Source organism: Flaviramulus basaltis (genome assembly GCF_900114265.1).
Taxonomy (GTDB): Bacteria; Bacteroidota; Bacteroidia; order Flavobacteriales; family Flavobacteriaceae; genus Flaviramulus; species Flaviramulus basaltis.
In genome coordinates this window covers 611,843-628,277 of the sequence record NZ_FPKV01000001.1, presented here as the reverse complement: position 1 = coordinate 628,277, position 16,435 = coordinate 611,843, and the positions used below count along the sequence as shown (strand labels likewise).

Annotated in this window: 12 protein-coding genes; 5 read left to right on the top strand and 7 right to left on the bottom strand. The window is 32.0% G+C overall.

Going from position 1 to position 16,435, the window contains the following annotated elements:
• Nucleotides 1–72: 72 nt before the first annotated feature.
• The 7 genes from BT151_RS02860 to BT151_RS02830 all read right to left on the bottom strand — a co-directional run bounded on the left by BT151_RS02860 (nucleotide 73) and on the right by BT151_RS02830 (nucleotide 11,143).
• Nucleotides 73–351 carry a F0F1 ATP synthase subunit delta/epsilon gene (locus BT151_RS02860; protein ID WP_072400245.1) on the bottom strand — a complete coding sequence of 93 codons (279 nt, stop codon included), beginning with the start codon at nucleotides 349–351 and terminating at the stop codon, nucleotides 73–75.
• Between the two features lie 17 nt (nucleotides 352–368).
• Entirely contained in the window at nucleotides 369–1,877 is a 1,509-nt protein-coding gene (gene atpD / locus BT151_RS02855) for a F0F1 ATP synthase subunit beta (RefSeq protein WP_072400244.1), read from the bottom strand.
• 166 nt (nucleotides 1,878–2,043) lie between these two features.
• A complete protein-coding gene (locus BT151_RS02850; protein ID WP_245794705.1) occupies nucleotides 2,044–3,612 on the bottom strand; it encodes an SGNH/GDSL hydrolase family protein in 1,569 nt (522 codons plus the stop codon).
• Between the two features lie 5 nt (nucleotides 3,613–3,617).
• Nucleotides 3,618–6,386: a TonB-dependent receptor gene (locus tag BT151_RS02845; protein ID WP_072400243.1), complete on the bottom strand. Its 2,769-nt coding sequence runs from the start codon at nucleotides 6,384–6,386 to the stop codon at nucleotides 3,618–3,620.
• 216 nt (nucleotides 6,387–6,602) lie between these two features.
• A complete protein-coding gene (gene glmS, locus BT151_RS02840) occupies nucleotides 6,603–8,456 on the bottom strand; it encodes a glutamine--fructose-6-phosphate transaminase (isomerizing) (RefSeq protein ID WP_072400242.1) in 1,854 nt (617 codons plus the stop codon).
• A gap of 148 nt (nucleotides 8,457–8,604) precedes the next feature.
• Nucleotides 8,605–10,308 carry a BamH family beta-barrel-assembly machinery protein gene (locus tag BT151_RS02835; RefSeq protein ID WP_072400241.1) on the bottom strand — a complete coding sequence of 568 codons (1,704 nt, stop codon included), beginning with the start codon at nucleotides 10,306–10,308 and terminating at the stop codon, nucleotides 8,605–8,607.
• A gap of 25 nt (nucleotides 10,309–10,333) precedes the next feature.
• Complete coding sequence (locus BT151_RS02830) at nucleotides 10,334–11,143, bottom strand: glycogen/starch synthase (RefSeq protein WP_072400240.1); 810 nt, start codon at nucleotides 11,141–11,143, stop codon at nucleotides 10,334–10,336.
• Nucleotides 11,144–11,342: 199 nt separating this feature from the next.
• Here BT151_RS02830 and panC point away from each other — a divergent pair, with 199 nt between their 5' ends.
• From panC to radA, 5 genes are all read left to right on the top strand, one after another.
• Nucleotides 11,343–12,194, top strand: a complete 852-nt coding sequence (gene panC / locus BT151_RS02825) for a pantoate--beta-alanine ligase (protein ID WP_072400239.1) — start codon at nucleotides 11,343–11,345, stop codon at nucleotides 12,192–12,194.
• Between the two features lie 13 nt (nucleotides 12,195–12,207).
• Nucleotides 12,208–12,558: an aspartate 1-decarboxylase gene (gene panD / locus BT151_RS02820; RefSeq protein WP_072400238.1), complete on the top strand. Its 351-nt coding sequence runs from the start codon at nucleotides 12,208–12,210 to the stop codon at nucleotides 12,556–12,558.
• Nucleotides 12,559–12,562: 4 nt separating this feature from the next.
• A complete protein-coding gene (locus tag BT151_RS02815; RefSeq protein ID WP_072400237.1) occupies nucleotides 12,563–13,513 on the top strand; it encodes a lysylphosphatidylglycerol synthase transmembrane domain-containing protein in 951 nt (316 codons plus the stop codon).
• Nucleotides 13,514–13,617: 104 nt separating this feature from the next.
• Nucleotides 13,618–14,769, top strand: a complete 1,152-nt coding sequence (locus BT151_RS02810) for an alpha/beta hydrolase (RefSeq protein ID WP_072400236.1) — start codon at nucleotides 13,618–13,620, stop codon at nucleotides 14,767–14,769.
• A complete protein-coding gene (gene radA, locus BT151_RS02805; protein ID WP_072400235.1) occupies nucleotides 14,769–16,127 on the top strand; it encodes a DNA repair protein RadA in 1,359 nt (452 codons plus the stop codon). The genes BT151_RS02810 and radA overlap by 1 nt, the downstream gene beginning before the upstream one ends.
• The last annotated feature ends 308 nt before the right edge of the window (nucleotides 16,128–16,435 follow it).

The window sequence follows — 16,435 nt, the reverse complement described above, 5'->3', positions numbered from 1 at the left end:
AGAAATATGACTAAAAAGAAAAAGGCATCAAGTTTAAACTTGATGCCTTTTTCTTTTTTATAATGATAAACTCTAATCTGCTAAAACAATAACTTTATTGTCTTTCATTTCAAGTGTTCCAGAATTAATTTTTAATAAAGTTGTGTTTTTATCACCTTTAGTAAATTTGTCTTGAACCTCTTTATCTAATTGGATGCTTCCTGAAATTTTCACAAAACCTTCTTTTAATAAAGACACAATAGGTGCGTGATTGTTTAACATTTCAAATTCACCATTTACTCCAGGAACAGAAACGCTAGTTACTTCTCCACTAAATAAAGTTGCTTCAGGTGATACAATTTCTAGATGCATAATTATATAGTTTAATATTAAACTTCAGCTAACATTTTATCTCCAGCTTCAATAGCTTCCTCAATAGTACCTTTAAGGTTAAAAGCAGCTTCTGGTAAGCGATCTAATTCACCATCCATAATCATGTTAAATCCTTTTATAGTTTCTTTAATATCAACTAATACACCTGGTATACCTGTAAATTGTTCAGCTACGTGGAATGGTTGAGATAAGAAACGTTGTACACGTCTAGCTCTACCTACAGCTAATTTATCTTCTTCAGATAATTCTTCCATACCAAGAATAGCAATAATATCTTGTAATTCTTTATAACGTTGTAATAACTCTTTTACTCTTTGTGCACAATCGTAGTGCTCATTTCCTAAAATATCAGCAGTTAAAATTCTAGAAGTAGAATCTAATGGATCTACCGCAGGATAAATACCTAACTCAGCAATTTTACGAGATAATACAGTTGTTGCATCTAAGTGAGCAAAAGTTGTAGCAGGAGCAGGATCTGTTAAATCATCTGCAGGTACATAAACCGCTTGTACAGATGTAATAGAACCTCTTTTAGTTGAAGTAATACGCTCTTGCATCGCACCCATCTCTGTTGCTAATGTTGGTTGGTAACCTACCGCTGAAGGCATACGACCAAGTAATGCAGATACTTCAGACCCAGCTTGTGTAAAACGGAAAATGTTATCTACGAAGAAAAGTACATCTTTTCCTTGTCCTTCACCAGCACCATCTCTAAAGTACTCAGCAATTGTTAAACCAGATAAGGCAACACGAGCACGAGCTCCAGGAGGCTCATTCATTTGTCCGAAAACGAAAGTCGCTTTAGATTCTTTCATTTTTGATTTATCAACTTTAGATAAATCCCATCCGCCATCTTCCATAGAATGCATAAAATCATCACCATAACGGATAATTCCAGATTCTAACATCTCTCTTAAAAGGTCATTCCCTTCACGAGTTCTTTCACCTACACCAGCAAATACTGATAAACCACCGTGACCTTTTGCTATATTGTTAATCAACTCTTGAATTAATACTGTTTTACCTACACCAGCACCACCAAATAAACCAATTTTACCACCTTTTGCATAAGGCTCAATAAGGTCAATTACTTTAATACCTGTAAATAAAACTTCTGTAGAAGTTGATAAATCTTCAAATTTAGGTGCTTTACGGTGAATTGGTAACCCAGCTTCTCCAGCTTTAGGTAAGTCTCCAAGTCCATCAATAGCATCTCCAATTACATTAAATAAACGTCCGTAAACATCATCACCAATCGGCATTTGAATAGGAGCACCAGTAGCAGTAACTTCAGTCCCTCTGCTTAAGCCATCAGAAGAATCCATAGCAATAGTACGTACAGTATCTTCACCAATGTGAGATTGTACTTCTAGTACTAATAAAGAACCATCTGGTCTTTTGATTTCTAATGAATCATAAATTTTTGGAAGTTCTGAACCAGCAGCGAATTCAACATCGATAACCGGACCTACTATTTGTGCAACTTTACCTGTAACTTTAGACATTACTTATATGTTTAATATTATGCGATTTAATTGTATGAAAACACTTTTAGTTTTCGCGTGCAAAGATATATTTTTTAATTTAAAAATAAAGTTGTTTTTATAGCTTTTTTCCAATAAAAAACGCCCTCTTTAAGAAGGCGTTTAGAAATTATATTTTAAAATAAACTTATTGTAATAATGGAGAGTAATTTGTTGGGTAATCTCCTGCTTTTGCAACATTTCCAGAAGCCACAAAGTTCGAACCAAATTCAGCATCAATAGCTTCAAGAAACTTGTTTGCCATATAAGCATAACCTCTTGCTGTTAAATGAACACCATCTAAACCAACAGCTCCACCTGTAACTAAGCTTGCGTTTAAGGTATAATTATTAAAGGTTATACCTGTTGAAGCTAATTCGGCTAAAATTCCTTTTAAATCTACTAAAGCTACATTTTCATTAGAATTTGCTACTGCTGCAATAGTATTATTGTAAGCATCGGTAGCCTCTTTTATTGTTTGTTGTTCACTAGGTATTAAAACCCACTTATCTGCTAATGGAACTGCAACACCATTTACCGTTTGAGGATTACCAGGAATAGCTTCGGTTCCTATAAAGCTAGAAGCAGTTAATACAAATAAATCATCAGCTGTAGCTTGTCTCATGCTTGCTAAAGCAGGATTTATACCGGTTAAATCAGTTAAACTTTCATCCATTATTACAACAGCATTGTTTGAAGAAGCTTCAAAATTTATAGTTCTTTTAACTATTTCAGCATCGGCATCATCTTGACTTATAGCGCTCACGCTCACTAAATAAGCAAAAGCTTGAACAATTCCAGCGTTATAAGCACCATAAGCAGAAGCGCTATTTAAAAAGCCTGCAGTAGCTGCATCTAATGGAATTGGATTATAAGGAACCGTTGTGAAATGAGGCAAATCTGTAATATATGGAACATTAGTAACGACACCTTTTGCACCTGTAGATGTTAATGCAGAAACTAAATAGGTGAAAGTAGCATCAAAGCCAACACCAACAGAACCTGCGCTTGGTGTAATAACATTAGAACCATCGCCACCTGATAAAGCAAAACCTAAAACATCATTTCCTCCAATTTCTGATAAGGTAAAGAATGTTGGACTTTGAGCCATTGCTAATTCTAAAACCGAAGCATCGGGCGTTGTGCCAGTTAATCTTATTGCATAAGGGTTAGCGGCCGCAGGAAAGTTTGCTATATTACCATAGCCGTTGCCAAGTAAATGAAAGCTTTTTGCACCAGGTACACCTAAATTTTTAAAAGGGCCTGTTGGGTTAGATGTTAAATCTGTGGTCACTGTTACTTGACCTATAACACTTTCTAAAGGAACAGGGCCAGCTCCGCCAAAAACTAAACGAGGGTCAAAACCAGGTAATCTATTACCACTTAAAGCTAGTCCACCAAAATTATCACTCATTAAAGGTTGTGTGAAATCACCACCTCCAACTTTAGCAAACTCTTTTGATAAAATATTTGGGAATGAATTTTCTTGACTTGCAATAAATAAAGCATTGTCAGTAAAACCTGCAGTAAATGAACCTCCAAGAGCAACATAGTTTGAGAAATCTGCACTTCCCATTACTAATTCTGGTAATTCGGCTCCAGTTTGAGGATCTATATTGAAGTCTTTAAGGATATCTTCGGGAGTATTACATGCTGAAAACCCTAATAGAATTGTTAACAGCCATATATATTTTGTATTCATAATTGTCTTTTTCATAATAATTATAAGTTGTTAATTGTCCATGATAAATAATACATAGAACCTATATAACCGGTACCATAAGCTGTAGTGTATTCTTTTCCAGTAAGATTTGTAGCACCAGCTTTAAAAGTTGATTTAAAACTAGGTACTACTAAGTTAATTTGTGCATCAACTACATGAAATTCTGGTACTAAACCGTCACCAAATGTAGCTTCCCAGTAATAATCATCACTAAATCTGTAGGCTATATTAAAACCGAAGTTTTTAAACAATTCTGTATTTCCAAAAGACGCTTTAAACTTGTGTTCAGGCGTGTTAAAATTTGTTACAAAATCAGGATATTTAGCTTGATCAAAATCTAGTTTTGCATAAGTATAACTTCCACTTAAATCAAAACTTCCAAATATTTTAGTTGATAAGCCTAAAGAAGCTCCGTAAGATTTAACATCAGCTTCAGCATTTGTATAGGTACCATATACTTGGTAATCTTCATTAGCTATTGCAGCAATTGATAATGAGTTGTCTCCAACTGTACCATATAGAGGCGAAATTACATATCCTTGAGAAATAAAATCTTTGTATTTATTGTAATAAGTACTAAAATCTACAATTAAATTTTCGAATTTTCCTCTATATCCAATTTCTGCGGAACTAACTTGTTCTGGTTTTACTAAACTAGGATTTGCAATTGCATCTGGTGAAGCTAAAACAGCAGGGTTTCCTGTTGCTGCTAATTGTTCCACAGAACTTCCTGTGTATGAATTGGTATATGCTGCACGACCAGTTTGTGTTATAGAAGATGGCTGACCAAGTAATTGACCTGAATTACTAATAGGATAATCTTGAGAAAAACGATCTAAATTGTCTGGTGCAGAACCCACTAAAACATATGCACCTGTATCTAAGCCAATAAACAAATCTTGTGTTGTTGGATTTCTAAATCCTGTTTGGACAGATGCTCTAAAGTTGTGGTTTCTGTTAACTGTTAAACCAGCCGATAATCTTGGAGAAAAGAATCCGTCAAAAAATTCTGATTTATCATAACGGACAGATCCAGTAAGTTTAAGTTCTAAACTTTCATTTAATTCAATATCTTTTTGAATTTGTGTATAAACACCATATTCTGAATAATCAATTTGACCATTTTTATCTGTATAAATAGTTCCTGAAGAGTTTAAATTGTATTTTCTATAAGAACCACCTACTTGAATATCAGCAAAATCAATTAAATGGCTTAAATTATAATTTCCATCAGCATGATAATACTTAGAAGCATCCTGAAATTTAGAACCCGTTGCTAAATTAGGGTCATTGATACTTTTATTATAAGCATTATTAAATTCTGGAGTTCCTGGTAAAAATCTACCAGATTCAGCTACTCCTCTTGCAGCAGCATGTGCTTGAGCCTCGTTTGCTCCACTTAGAGTTGCTCCAACATAAGTTGATATGTAATCACTAAACCATTGCTCATCACTTTTCCATGCTCTATTTATTTGAATAGCTGTAGCAACCATGTCATAAGAGTCACCAGCATTGTCGCCAACAACATAACCTCTTAAAAAGAAATTATCATTTTTTATTTCGATTTTATGTTGTTCTTGGAAGAATCCATCAATATGATACCTGTTACTACCTTGGTAAATGGTTGAACCTGTACCTACTTTACCAACATACGATATTTCAAAGTCGTTTTCAAAAGGTCTATAATACAATCCCCAATCTGCTTTAACACTTTCAGCATTATAATCGGTTAAATCGGCTTCATCATAACCTGTTCTACTAACAGATACATTTGGAACAAGTGGTTTGTAAGCTTCTGGAGCTTTGGATCTAATATTTGTAGAAACTAAATCGCCATAAACGTTAACACCGTTATAGTTTATATTTGTTGCTCTAGTGCCACCAACCATAGTTTTGTCTACTTCGCTATTTGCAGCCCAATCAGTACCTTTTAAGTAACCAAAGTTTATTTTAGCTGCAAACTTATTGCTAAATTTATGTGCAGCACGAAAACTAACATCTATGTAATCGTTATCGCCAGCAGCTTCTTGTGAAGTAATACCTTTTTTAATTGAAGCACTAATACCTTGATGATCAAAAGGGTTTTTACTTCGCATAAATAATATACCATTAAAAGCATTTGCACCATACAATGCAGATGATGCACCAGGTAATAACTCAACACTTAAAACATCAGTTTCTGTCATCCCAACTAAATTTCCAATAGGAAAGTTAAGTGCTGGAGTAGAGTTGTCCATCCCATCAACAAGTTGCATAAAACGATTGTTAGCAAATGTTGCAAACCCACGTGTATTAACAGATTTAAATGTTAAACTATTTGTGTTTACATCGACACCTTTTAGGTTTTCTAAACCATCATAAAAATCGGCAGAGGCTGTGTTTTTTATTTCTTTTAGTCCAAAACGCTCGACAGTTACAGGAGATTCAAAAATACGCTCAGGTGTTCTTGAAGCCGAAATAACCACTTCATCTAATGATGTGCCTTCTTTTAAAACAAAATTAATTTTTTGATTATTTGATGTAACTTTCTCTGTAACAGTTTCAAAACCTACGCTACTAGCTTGAACTGAAAACGGAGGATTTTGATTGTAAGTAAGTGTGAAATTACCATCAAAATCTGTTACAGTACCCGAAGAGGTTCCTAAAATAATAATGTTTGCTCCTGGAATGGGTTGATTATTATCATCAACAACAGAACCAGTAATTGTTGTTTGGGAATAGGAAAATCCACAGAAAAGCAACAATAAAAATGGGAGAATTGTTTTCATTTATTTGAATTAGTTTAATTTTAGTTTGGCAATATATGTATATAATAGATTACTTACGAATAAAAACGCAAAAAAATTATGCATGCATAGTAGTCTTTGGCAAAAAACAGGCTTAAAAATTACAATATATTTAAAAATAAGCTTTAAAAATGATAATTACAATGTTTTTGAAAGAAGTATTACGGCTTAGGGTTTATATATAAATGGCTAATATTTTTACTCTACAGTAACAGATTTTGCTAAATTACGTGGTTGATCTACATTTTTATTTAACAGAACAGCTATATGGTAAGATAGTAATTGAAGTGGAATTGTAGTAAGTAAAGGAGAAAGGGATTCTATAGTTTCTGGAACTTCAATAATATGATCTGCAAGTGCTTTAACTTGAACATCTCCTTCAGTAACTATACCAATAATTTTTCCTTTTCTTGACTTAATTTCTTGTATATTACTAACTACTTTTTCATAATGGCCTTTTTTAGTAGCGATAACAACAATTGGCATATTCTCATCTATTAGTGCAATTGGGCCATGTTTCATTTCTGCTGCTGGATAACCTTCTGCATGGATATATGAAATTTCTTTTAGCTTAAGAGCACCTTCTAAGGCTACAGGAAAATTATAGCCTCTACCTAAGTAAAGAAAATTATTAACATCTTTATAGATATCTGCAATCAATTTAATTTTATCATCAGCTTCTAAAGCTTTTTCTACTTTTTTAGGAATCATTTCTAATTCCAGTAAATGATGACGAAAATCGGAACTACTAATAGTGCCTTTAGCACGAGCTAGCCTTAACGCAATTAATGTTAAAATTGTAATTTGAGTTGTAAATGCTTTGGTAGATGCTACACCAATTTCTGGACCTGCATGTGTATAAGCTCCAGCATGAGTTTCTCTAGCTATGGAAGATCCCACAACATTGCATACGCCAAAAACAAAAGCGCCTTTAGATTTTGCTAATTTTATTGCTGCAAGTGTATCTGCTGTTTCACCGGATTGCGAAATAGCAATAATTACATCGTTTTCAGTAATTACAGGATTTCTATATCTAAATTCTGAAGCATATTCTACTTCTACAGGTACTCTTGCTAAGTCTTCAAAAATATATTCAGCAACTAAGCCTGCATGCCAAGATGTACCACATGCAACTATAATAATACGGTTAGCATTAAGAAATTTTTTCATGTTGTCCTCAACACCGGCCATTTTAATAATAGCCTCATTTCTTAATAATCTTCCTCTATAGGTATCAGTTATTGCTTTTGGTTGCTCGAAAATTTCTTTTAGCATGAAATGCTCAAACCCTCCTTTTTCTATTTGCTCTAAATTAAGTTGTAATTCTTGAACATAAGTATCTACTAAAGAGTCATCTTTAATTTTTCTTATTTTCACGCCTTTATGACGTCTAATAATTGCCATTTCTTCATCTTCTAAATAAATAGCATTTTTAGTGTATTCTAAAAATGGAGAAGCATCACTAGCAATAAAAAACTCATCTTCGTTCTCACCAATACCAATAGCAAGAGGACTTCCTAAACGAGCAACAACAACTTCTTCTGGTTTGTTTTTATCGAAAACAGCAATAGCATAAGCTCCAACAACCTGGTTTAGTGCAACTTGAACGGCTTTACCGAGTTTTACGTTTTCTTGTTTTTTTACGTCTTCAATTAAGTTAATTAAGACCTCTGTATCTGTATCCGATTGAAAAGTATAACCTCTTGAAATCAATTCCTGTTTAAGAGATTCATAATTTTCTATAATACCATTATGAATAATAACTAAATCGCCAGAGTTTGAAATATGAGGATGTGAATTTACATCGTTAGGAACACCATGAGTAGCCCAACGTGTATGACCAATACCAACATTACCTGTTTTTGTGATTTCCTTTTCAATACGATTTTCTAAATCTGCAACCTTACCTTTTGTTTTAGAAACTTTAAGGTTTTTACCATCAAAAAGCGCAATGCCAGCACTGTCATAGCCCCTGTATTCTAAGCGCTTAAGACCTTCTATTATAATTGGGTAAGCCTCTCTGTGGCCAATATATCCTACAATTCCACACATAGTTTATTTGATTAATTTAGTGGTTAAATTCATAGTAAATATTTCACATATTTACGATAAATTATTATATGAATTTCTTGTTTACACGATGGAAGTCATTTTTCTCAATTAGAAAAAAAATATTTTGAAAAACAAATGAGTTAAATCGTTAATCTTGTTTAGGCTCAGTAAAAAACACCTTTAATTTTAATCTTTTACCTTCTGAAACGTTCTCGTTGCTACCATATAAAATAGTTCCTCTTGGTGTTAATAAAGAAGCAGCAGGAACTGCAGTAACAGCATCATTACTTTGTAAAATTTTAGCATTATTAGTATAATTCACATTGGTTGATAATACTAACCCTATTTTAGTATTAGTAGAATCTCTAAGTAAAATACTATTTAAATGTTCTGTTAGACGTATTTTATATCTTCCTAAAACGGTATCTCTTTGACTTAGGCTAATAATTTTAGAACTAAACGCGCTTTGAGAATTTTCAGTTGCATCTATCAGATAATCAATAGTAGGGGTGTTATTCTTAATGTCGTAAGCATAAATACGATCATATTTATGATACGCGTCTCCATTTTCATCTACAGGAAGTGTTGGCATAGTTTCGTCTTCATAAATTTCTAAATGCGCGTCATTTATAAGTTTTTTTAAAAGAAAATTACCTGTTGTCTTGTTTTTAATGAATTCGCCATTGTCATCAGTTTGTCTATATTCATTAATAAAATCTTCAAGGGCATCTGCTATCTCATTGTTATTTGTGTCTTCGTTTCCAAATAAGTCAATAACAGCCATAGATCCTTCGGCGCCTTTTAAATAAAGTTTTTCATCACCTAAATCTTTATCTCCATTTTGCAACGTTACTAGGTTGTAATCATTAATAAAAGTATTTATTTTGTTTCCTGTGAAATTTAATACATAAGTAGATTGTATTGTTTCTCCTTCTACACTTGAATCTTTTGAATAGTAAATAGTAATATTAGCAGCTGTAGAAGCTAGATTAATTAAAAACATGTTACCGTCACTTCCTATAGACTCTGCTTTAAAATATAAGCCTCTAAAGTAATCTTTAAAGTTATTAGCATTGCTTAAAACAGGATCATCTTGTTTGTCAATTATAGTTTCTTTCCAGAATGTAAGTTCATCTGCATAATCTGCTTGGTTAAAAACGACTCTAAATGCTGGTGTAGTTCTTGTTGTAACAGCATCATCACCTTCGCCTATAGTGGTCTTTATAGCATTTTTGCTTGGAGTAAAAATATCTTCCTCATAAATTGTTGCTGCTATATGGTCATCAAAATTTATTTCACTAGTACTTGTAAATGCAGAGTTTAATGTGCTACTCGCATTAGAGTAATAGTTTTGAGTATTATTAAGTGTTGAATTTGGATCAAAATCTCTTAAAAAATAATTATTTTGATAAATTGAAAGCTTAATTGGTGCTTCGGGATTTCCGTATAAGGAATCTAAAGCATATTTTGAATAGCCATCATCATCAGTTCCTACTACTGTATTAAAGTAAGGGATGTTTATAACAACTGAATCAATTACAGTGTTTTCACCAAAATCCGGGTTAAAAGATGTGGGTGTTACTTGAGTTATAATACTGGCAGTGGTTTTACCATAAGCAGGATCATTAAAAACACCAAGTAAGTTAGAAGCCAAATTATTTATTTGTAAAGAATTTAGTTTTCTGTTGTAAGCTGAAATAGGATAAACAGCATTATCAGTCGTGAAATTTGAATTTTCTGTTCCTAGAACATCACTTTCTATAACATTAAAATCTTTATCGCAAGCAATAAAAGATGAAACAATAAGTAGAAAAGCAGCAGAGAATTTAAGGGCTTTAATCGTCTTTTTCATATATATATTTAATGAATGTAATAGTTTAGCTTAAAACGGTATTATTAAAAAATGTTGTGTAAGCTTCACCAAATTCATCTTTACTTTTATATTCTAAAATAGGTTTATTAGATGCTTTTAAATAATCATTTAAATCATCAGGAATGTTTTCAGACCCAACAATTAATGCATCAGAATAATCAATAGCAACTTTCATTAAGTTGTTATAAGATGGTTCTTTAAGTAATTTAATAGCATCATCATTAATGTTGTCAAATTTAATCTTATTAACCATGTCTTTATTTAAAGTATTGTTAAAACTTTGATTGTAAATTGAAGTAACAATCTTGCTTTCGTTAAATAAAGGTTCGTCTTTATAGTATTCTTTCAAATAAACAGGTAGTAAAGAGGCTAACCAACCGTGAACATGAATAATATCTGGAGACCAGTTTAATTTCTTAACTGTTTCAATCACACCTTTTGCAAAGAAAATAGCGCGTTCATCATTATCAGAAAACAAATTACCATCTTCGTCGGTTAAAGTTGCTTTACGCTTAAAATATTCGTCGTTATCAATAAAGTAAACTTGAATACGTTCTTTTGGAATAGATGCTACTTTAATAATAAGTGGCATATCCAAATCATTAATCACTAAATTTATACCAGATAGTCTTATAACTTCATGTAATTGATGTCTTCGTTCATTAATATTACCGTATCGTGGCATGAAAATTCTTATTTGTCCGCCTTGTTGATTCACCAATCTTGGTGCTTCAAAAGACATTGAAGAAATTTCGGTTTCAGGTAAATAAGGCACTACTTCAGATGATACATACAATATCCTCTTATCTTTCATATGTTTGTTTTTGTTGACTTAATAATGGCATTCTAGAATAGCAATCACTGATTTATTTTTTAAATAAAATTTCTGTAAAGCTTACTATATAAAGGTTCTACTTTTTAAAATTCAAAATAAAAAACACGCAAAAGTACAAAATTTTATGCAAATTGATTGTAAAATCTTAAGTTTGCACGCGTTAATTTTTTATTAAAAGGTGGAAGTTTACTCAGAAAAACAGCAAATTATAGCAACGATTGAAGCTTTAAAAGCTAAAAATCAAACAATAGGCTTGGTTCCTACTATGGGTGCATTGCATGAAGGGCATTTACAATTAGTTAAAAAAGCTCTAGCAAACAACGATAAAGTGGTAGTTAGTATTTTTGTAAATCCCACACAGTTTGATAATAAAGAAGACTTGGTAAAATATCCAAGAACTTTAGAAAACGATGTTGCTTTATTGAAAACTGTAAGCGCAACAAGCATATTGGTTTATGCGCCAACTGTAGAAGATGTTTATGAAGGCAACACAGTGTCTAAAGAATTTGATTTTGATGGCTTGGAGTTTGAAATGGAAGGCAAATTTAGACATGGACATTTTGATGGTGTAGGTACTATTGTAAAACGTTTTTTCGAGATTGTAAAGCCTAATAATGCTTATTTTGGCGAAAAAGATTTCCAGCAATTAGCAATCATTAAAAAACTAGTAGAAAAATATAACATTCCAGTTAATGTTGTAGGTTGTAAAATACACCGTGAAACTAATGGCTTAGCCATGAGTTCGCGTAACACACGGCTAAAACCAGAGTATAAAAAAGGAGCGCCTTTTATTTATAAAACATTAAAAACTGCCAAAAAGCATTTTGGTACAAAAAGTGCTAATAAAGTATCGGAATGGGTTGAAAAACAGTTTTCTAAGCATGATTTATTAGAATTGGAATATTTTATCATAGCAGAATCCGAAACCTTAAAACCAGTTAATAGAAAATCAAACAAAAAATCATACAGAGCGTTTATTGCAGTATATGCAGATGATATTAGACTAATTGATAATATCGCTCTAAATTAATTATCTTTGCCACATGCAAATTCAAGTAGTAAAATCTAAAATTCATAGAGTTAAATGCACAGGTGCAGAACTCAACTATATAGGTAGTATAACCATTGACGAAGACTTAATGGATGCTGCTAATATTATACAAGGCGAAAAAGTTCAAATCGTAAATAACGATAATGGAGAGCGTTTAGAAACTTATTGTATTCCAGGACCACGAAATAGTGGGGAAATCACTCTTAACGGTGCTGCAGCAAGAAAAGTTTCAGTAGGAGATACCTTAATATTAATAACTTATGCTTTTATGGATATAGAAAAAGCAAAAGTTTTTAAACCATCTTTAGTCTTTCCAGACGAAGCCACAAATTTATTAAAATAAACTTTTGAAACTCAAAATAACAAGCATACTTAAAATTTCACTCCCATTATTATTGGGAGTTTTTTTGGTCTGGTATTCGCTGTCTCAAATTTCAATAGATGAGTTGGTTGAGTATTTTAAAAAAGCAGATTATACTTGGGTTTTTTTAGGTCTTTTTTTAGGTTTTTTGAGCCATTTATCACGCGCTTACCGTTGGCGTTTTCAACTAGAGCCATTAGGCTATAAAATTAAATTAGGAAATAGTATCATGGCAGTATTTGCTACCTATTTAATTAATTACACAATTCCCAGAGCTGGCGAAGTTGCTAGAGCATCTATACTAACTAATTACGAAGGAGTGCCTTTTGAAAAAGGTTTTGGAACTATTGTAGCAGAACGTATTGCAGACATGATAGTTATGCTAGTTATTATTGCTATCACACTTTTTCTAGAATTTGATTTTATCTATGGTTTTTTAATTGAAAAATTTAATCCAACAAAACTAATAATAGCCTTAGGATTGGCTATTGTTTTATTTGTTTTTGCTTTAAGATTTATAAAAAAGGGAAAATCTAAATTAGCATTAAAAATTAAAGATTTTGTAAACGGTTTAATAGAAGGCGCATTTAGTATTTTTAAAATGAAAAAGAAATGGGCTTTTATATTTCACACCCTTTTTATTTGGGCAATGTATGTCCTTATGTTTTATGTTACTTCATTTTCACTTGAACAAACAAGTAGCATCCCTTTTGCTGCCATTTTAATAGGTTTTATAGCCGCTAGTTTTAGTATTGCGGCAACAAACGGAGGGATTGGCTCTTACCCAGAGGCAGTTGTTTTAGCATTTTTATTATTTAGTATTCCCGAAGATCCTAGTCGTGCTTTTGGTTGGATTATGTGGACATCACAAACCGTAATGGTCATTATTTTTGGGGGTTTATCACTTATTTACCTGCCTATTTTTAATAGAAAATAGGCTAAATAAAAAGTTTAAAACTTATTTAGAGAGTGTAAAACTTTGCTTTTAATGTCTTAGTTAATTTATTACCTTGCCACTATTAAATCTCAAATCATTTTAAAATGAAAAAATCAATCATTTTATTGCTATTCTTATCTTGTTCTTTCACACTAGTTAAAGCACAAGTTAAATATGAAGTTTTTCAATCTTCAAAATTAGATGGTGAACGCCAATTAAAAATTCAATTACCAAGAGGATATAATTCAAATGAAGATAAAACTTATCCATTATTTATTGTATTAGATGGTGATTATATGTTTGAAGCCGTGGCGGGAAACGTAGATTATTATTCTTACTGGGAAGATATGCCAGAAGCTATTGTTGTTGGTGTAAATCAATTTGATAAACGGTTTGACGATTGCATGTATTCTGCACAAAATTCATTACCAATAGAAACAGGTGCAGCTTTTTTTGAGTTTATAGGAATGGAACTCATCCCTTATATTGAAAAAACATATAAAACAGGTCGTTTTAGAGTTGCTGTTGGACATGGTGAAACAGCTAATTTTATTAATTACTATTTACTAAAACCAGATCCTATATTTCAAGGTTATATAGCAATTAGTCCAGAATTAGCACCTAATATGATTGATTATATTCCGGAAATATTAAGGAAAATTGAAACCAAAACATTTTACTATTTAGCGAACACTAACAATGATGATTCATCTATAAAGGACATGACAAATGCCTTAAATACAGATATTGCTGCAATAGATAATAAAAATTTATTTTATGATTTTGATAGCTTTGTAGGACCATCACATTATTCTGTGCCAACTCACGCTTTACCAAATGCAATAGAAGGCATGTTTAAAGTTTTTCAGCCTATTTCTAAAAAAGAGTACAAAGAGGTTATTTTGGAGTTAGAAAACTCTCCTGTGGTTTATCTTGAAGAAAAATATCAAACTATTTATGATTTATTTGGTATTGAAAAACAAATTTTAATTAATGATTTTAAAGCTATTTCTGCAGCCATAGAAAAAAATGAAACTTTTGAGTATTATGAGGATTTAGGTAAAATTGCTAGAAAAGAATATCCAGAAACACTGTTAGGAGGTTACTATTTAGCGCGTTTTTATGAAGAAACAGGTGAGACTAAAAAAGCAATGCGTACATATCAATCTGCTTACACTTTAAAAGAAATTGCAGGTATTACGAAAGACATTGTTTTAGAAAAGGCAGACTCTATAAAAGAAGATTTTGGGTATTAATGGCAAAAGTTAAAACAACGTTTTTCTGCCAAAATTGCGGCACACAATATGCAAAATGGCAAGGGCAATGTAATGCATGTAAAGAGTGGAATACAATTGTTGAAGAGGTTATTCAGAAACCTGAAAAAAGTGATTGGAAATCACCAACATCACCAACAAAGCGTACATCAGTACCATTAAGAATAAATGAAATTGACAACTCAAAAGAAGCTCGTTTAGATACTTTTGATGGTGAGTTTAATCGTGTTTTAGGCGGCGGAATTGTTCCAGGATCATTAACACTTTTAGGAGGAGAACCAGGAATTGGAAAAAGCACTTTATTACTTCAAATATCCTTAAAACTACCTTATAAAACCTTATATGTTTCTGGTGAAGAAAGCCAAAAGCAAATAAAAATGCGGGCAGAACGTATTAATCCAGAAAACAATAATTGTTACATTCTTACCGAGACTAAAACTCAAAACATATTTAAACAAATTGAAGCTTTAGAACCCGATATTGTTATTATTGATTCTATTCAAACACTTCATAGTGATTATATAGAATCATCTTCAGGAAGCATTTCACAAATAAAGGAATGCACCACAGAGCTTATAAAATTCGCAAAAGAAACCGCTACACCGGTTTTATTAATTGGACATATAACAAAAGATGGCAATATTGCTGGTCCAAAGATTTTGGAACACATGGTAGATACGGTTTTGCAGTTTGAGGGCGATCGTAATCATGTTTTTAGGATTTTGAGAGCACATAAAAACCGATTTGGGTCTACAAATGAATTGGGAATTTATGAAATGCAAGGTTCTGGTTTACGAGAAGTATCTAATCCATCAGAAATATTAATATCTAAAAAAGATGAAGAACTATCAGGTAATGCTATTGCTGCAACTTTAGAAGGCATGCGTCCGTTAATGATAGAAGTTCAGGCTTTAGTAAGTACAGCAGTTTATGGTACACCGCAGCGTAGTGCAACAGGTTTTAACGCCAAACGTTTAAATATGTTATTAGCTGTTTTAGAAAAGCGTGCAGGTTTCCGCTTAGGAGCTAAAGATGTTTTTTTAAATATCACAGGTGGAATTAATGTGGATGACCCAGCAATAGATTTGGCAGTTGTAGCATCTATTTTATCTTCAAATGAAGATGTCGCACTACAAAAAGATATTTGTTTTGCTGCCGAGGTTGGTTTATCGGGAGAAATTCGCCCTGTTCAACGCGTGGAACAACGTATTTTGGAAGCTGAAAAATTAGGCTTTTCAACCATCTTTGTTTCTAAATACAATAAAATTTCACTAAAAAAAACAGTAATTAAAGTTCAGTTGATTTCTAAAATTGAAGATTTGGTTACAGAATTAATTTAAAAAGCTCAATTTTCTTAGCTAATTTACAGTTCGTCGCAAAAATCAAGCATTTAATCTGATTTTTATTAGGTTTTGTCGATTTTTTGAATTAGTATTGTCACTGTTTTAGAATATTAATAATAAATTAAACATTAAATTTTTATTTAAAAAAAATGTAATTCATCCCTTTATTATGCATTTAATTTGTTTTGTGGGTATTTTATGGCTTTTTTAAATGATTTTATCGAAAAGGATTAATCTTTTTTTTAATCGAAAATAATAAGTTTTAATATTGCAGAATAATTGATTTCAAGCTACATATTGTATTT

Bases quoted from the DNA above. Each gene is read 5' to 3' on its own strand.
- BT151_RS02830 (WP_072400240.1), bottom strand. From the start codon at position 11,143: ATGAAAGATAAGAGGATATTGTATGTATCATCTGAAGTAGTGCCTTAT.
- BT151_RS02835 (WP_072400241.1), bottom strand. From the start codon at position 10,308: ATGAAAAAGACGATTAAAGCCCTTAAATTCTCTGCTGCTTTTCTACTT.
- panD (WP_072400238.1), top strand. From the start codon at position 12,208: ATGCAAATTCAAGTAGTAAAATCTAAAATTCATAGAGTTAAATGCACA.
- BT151_RS02850 (WP_245794705.1), bottom strand. From the start codon at position 3,612: ATGAAAAAGACAATTATGAATACAAAATATATATGGCTGTTAACAATT.
- BT151_RS02845 (WP_072400243.1), bottom strand. From the start codon at position 6,386: ATGAAAACAATTCTCCCATTTTTATTGTTGCTTTTCTGTGGATTTTCC.
- radA (WP_072400235.1), top strand. From the start codon at position 14,769: ATGGCAAAAGTTAAAACAACGTTTTTCTGCCAAAATTGCGGCACACAA.
- BT151_RS02860 (WP_072400245.1), bottom strand. From the start codon at position 351: ATGCATCTAGAAATTGTATCACCTGAAGCAACTTTATTTAGTGGAGAA.
- atpD (WP_072400244.1), bottom strand. From the start codon at position 1,877: ATGTCTAAAGTTACAGGTAAAGTTGCACAAATAGTAGGTCCGGTTATC.
- glmS (WP_072400242.1), bottom strand. From the start codon at position 8,456: ATGTGTGGAATTGTAGGATATATTGGCCACAGAGAGGCTTACCCAATT.
- BT151_RS02810 (WP_072400236.1), top strand. From the start codon at position 13,618: ATGAAAAAATCAATCATTTTATTGCTATTCTTATCTTGTTCTTTCACA.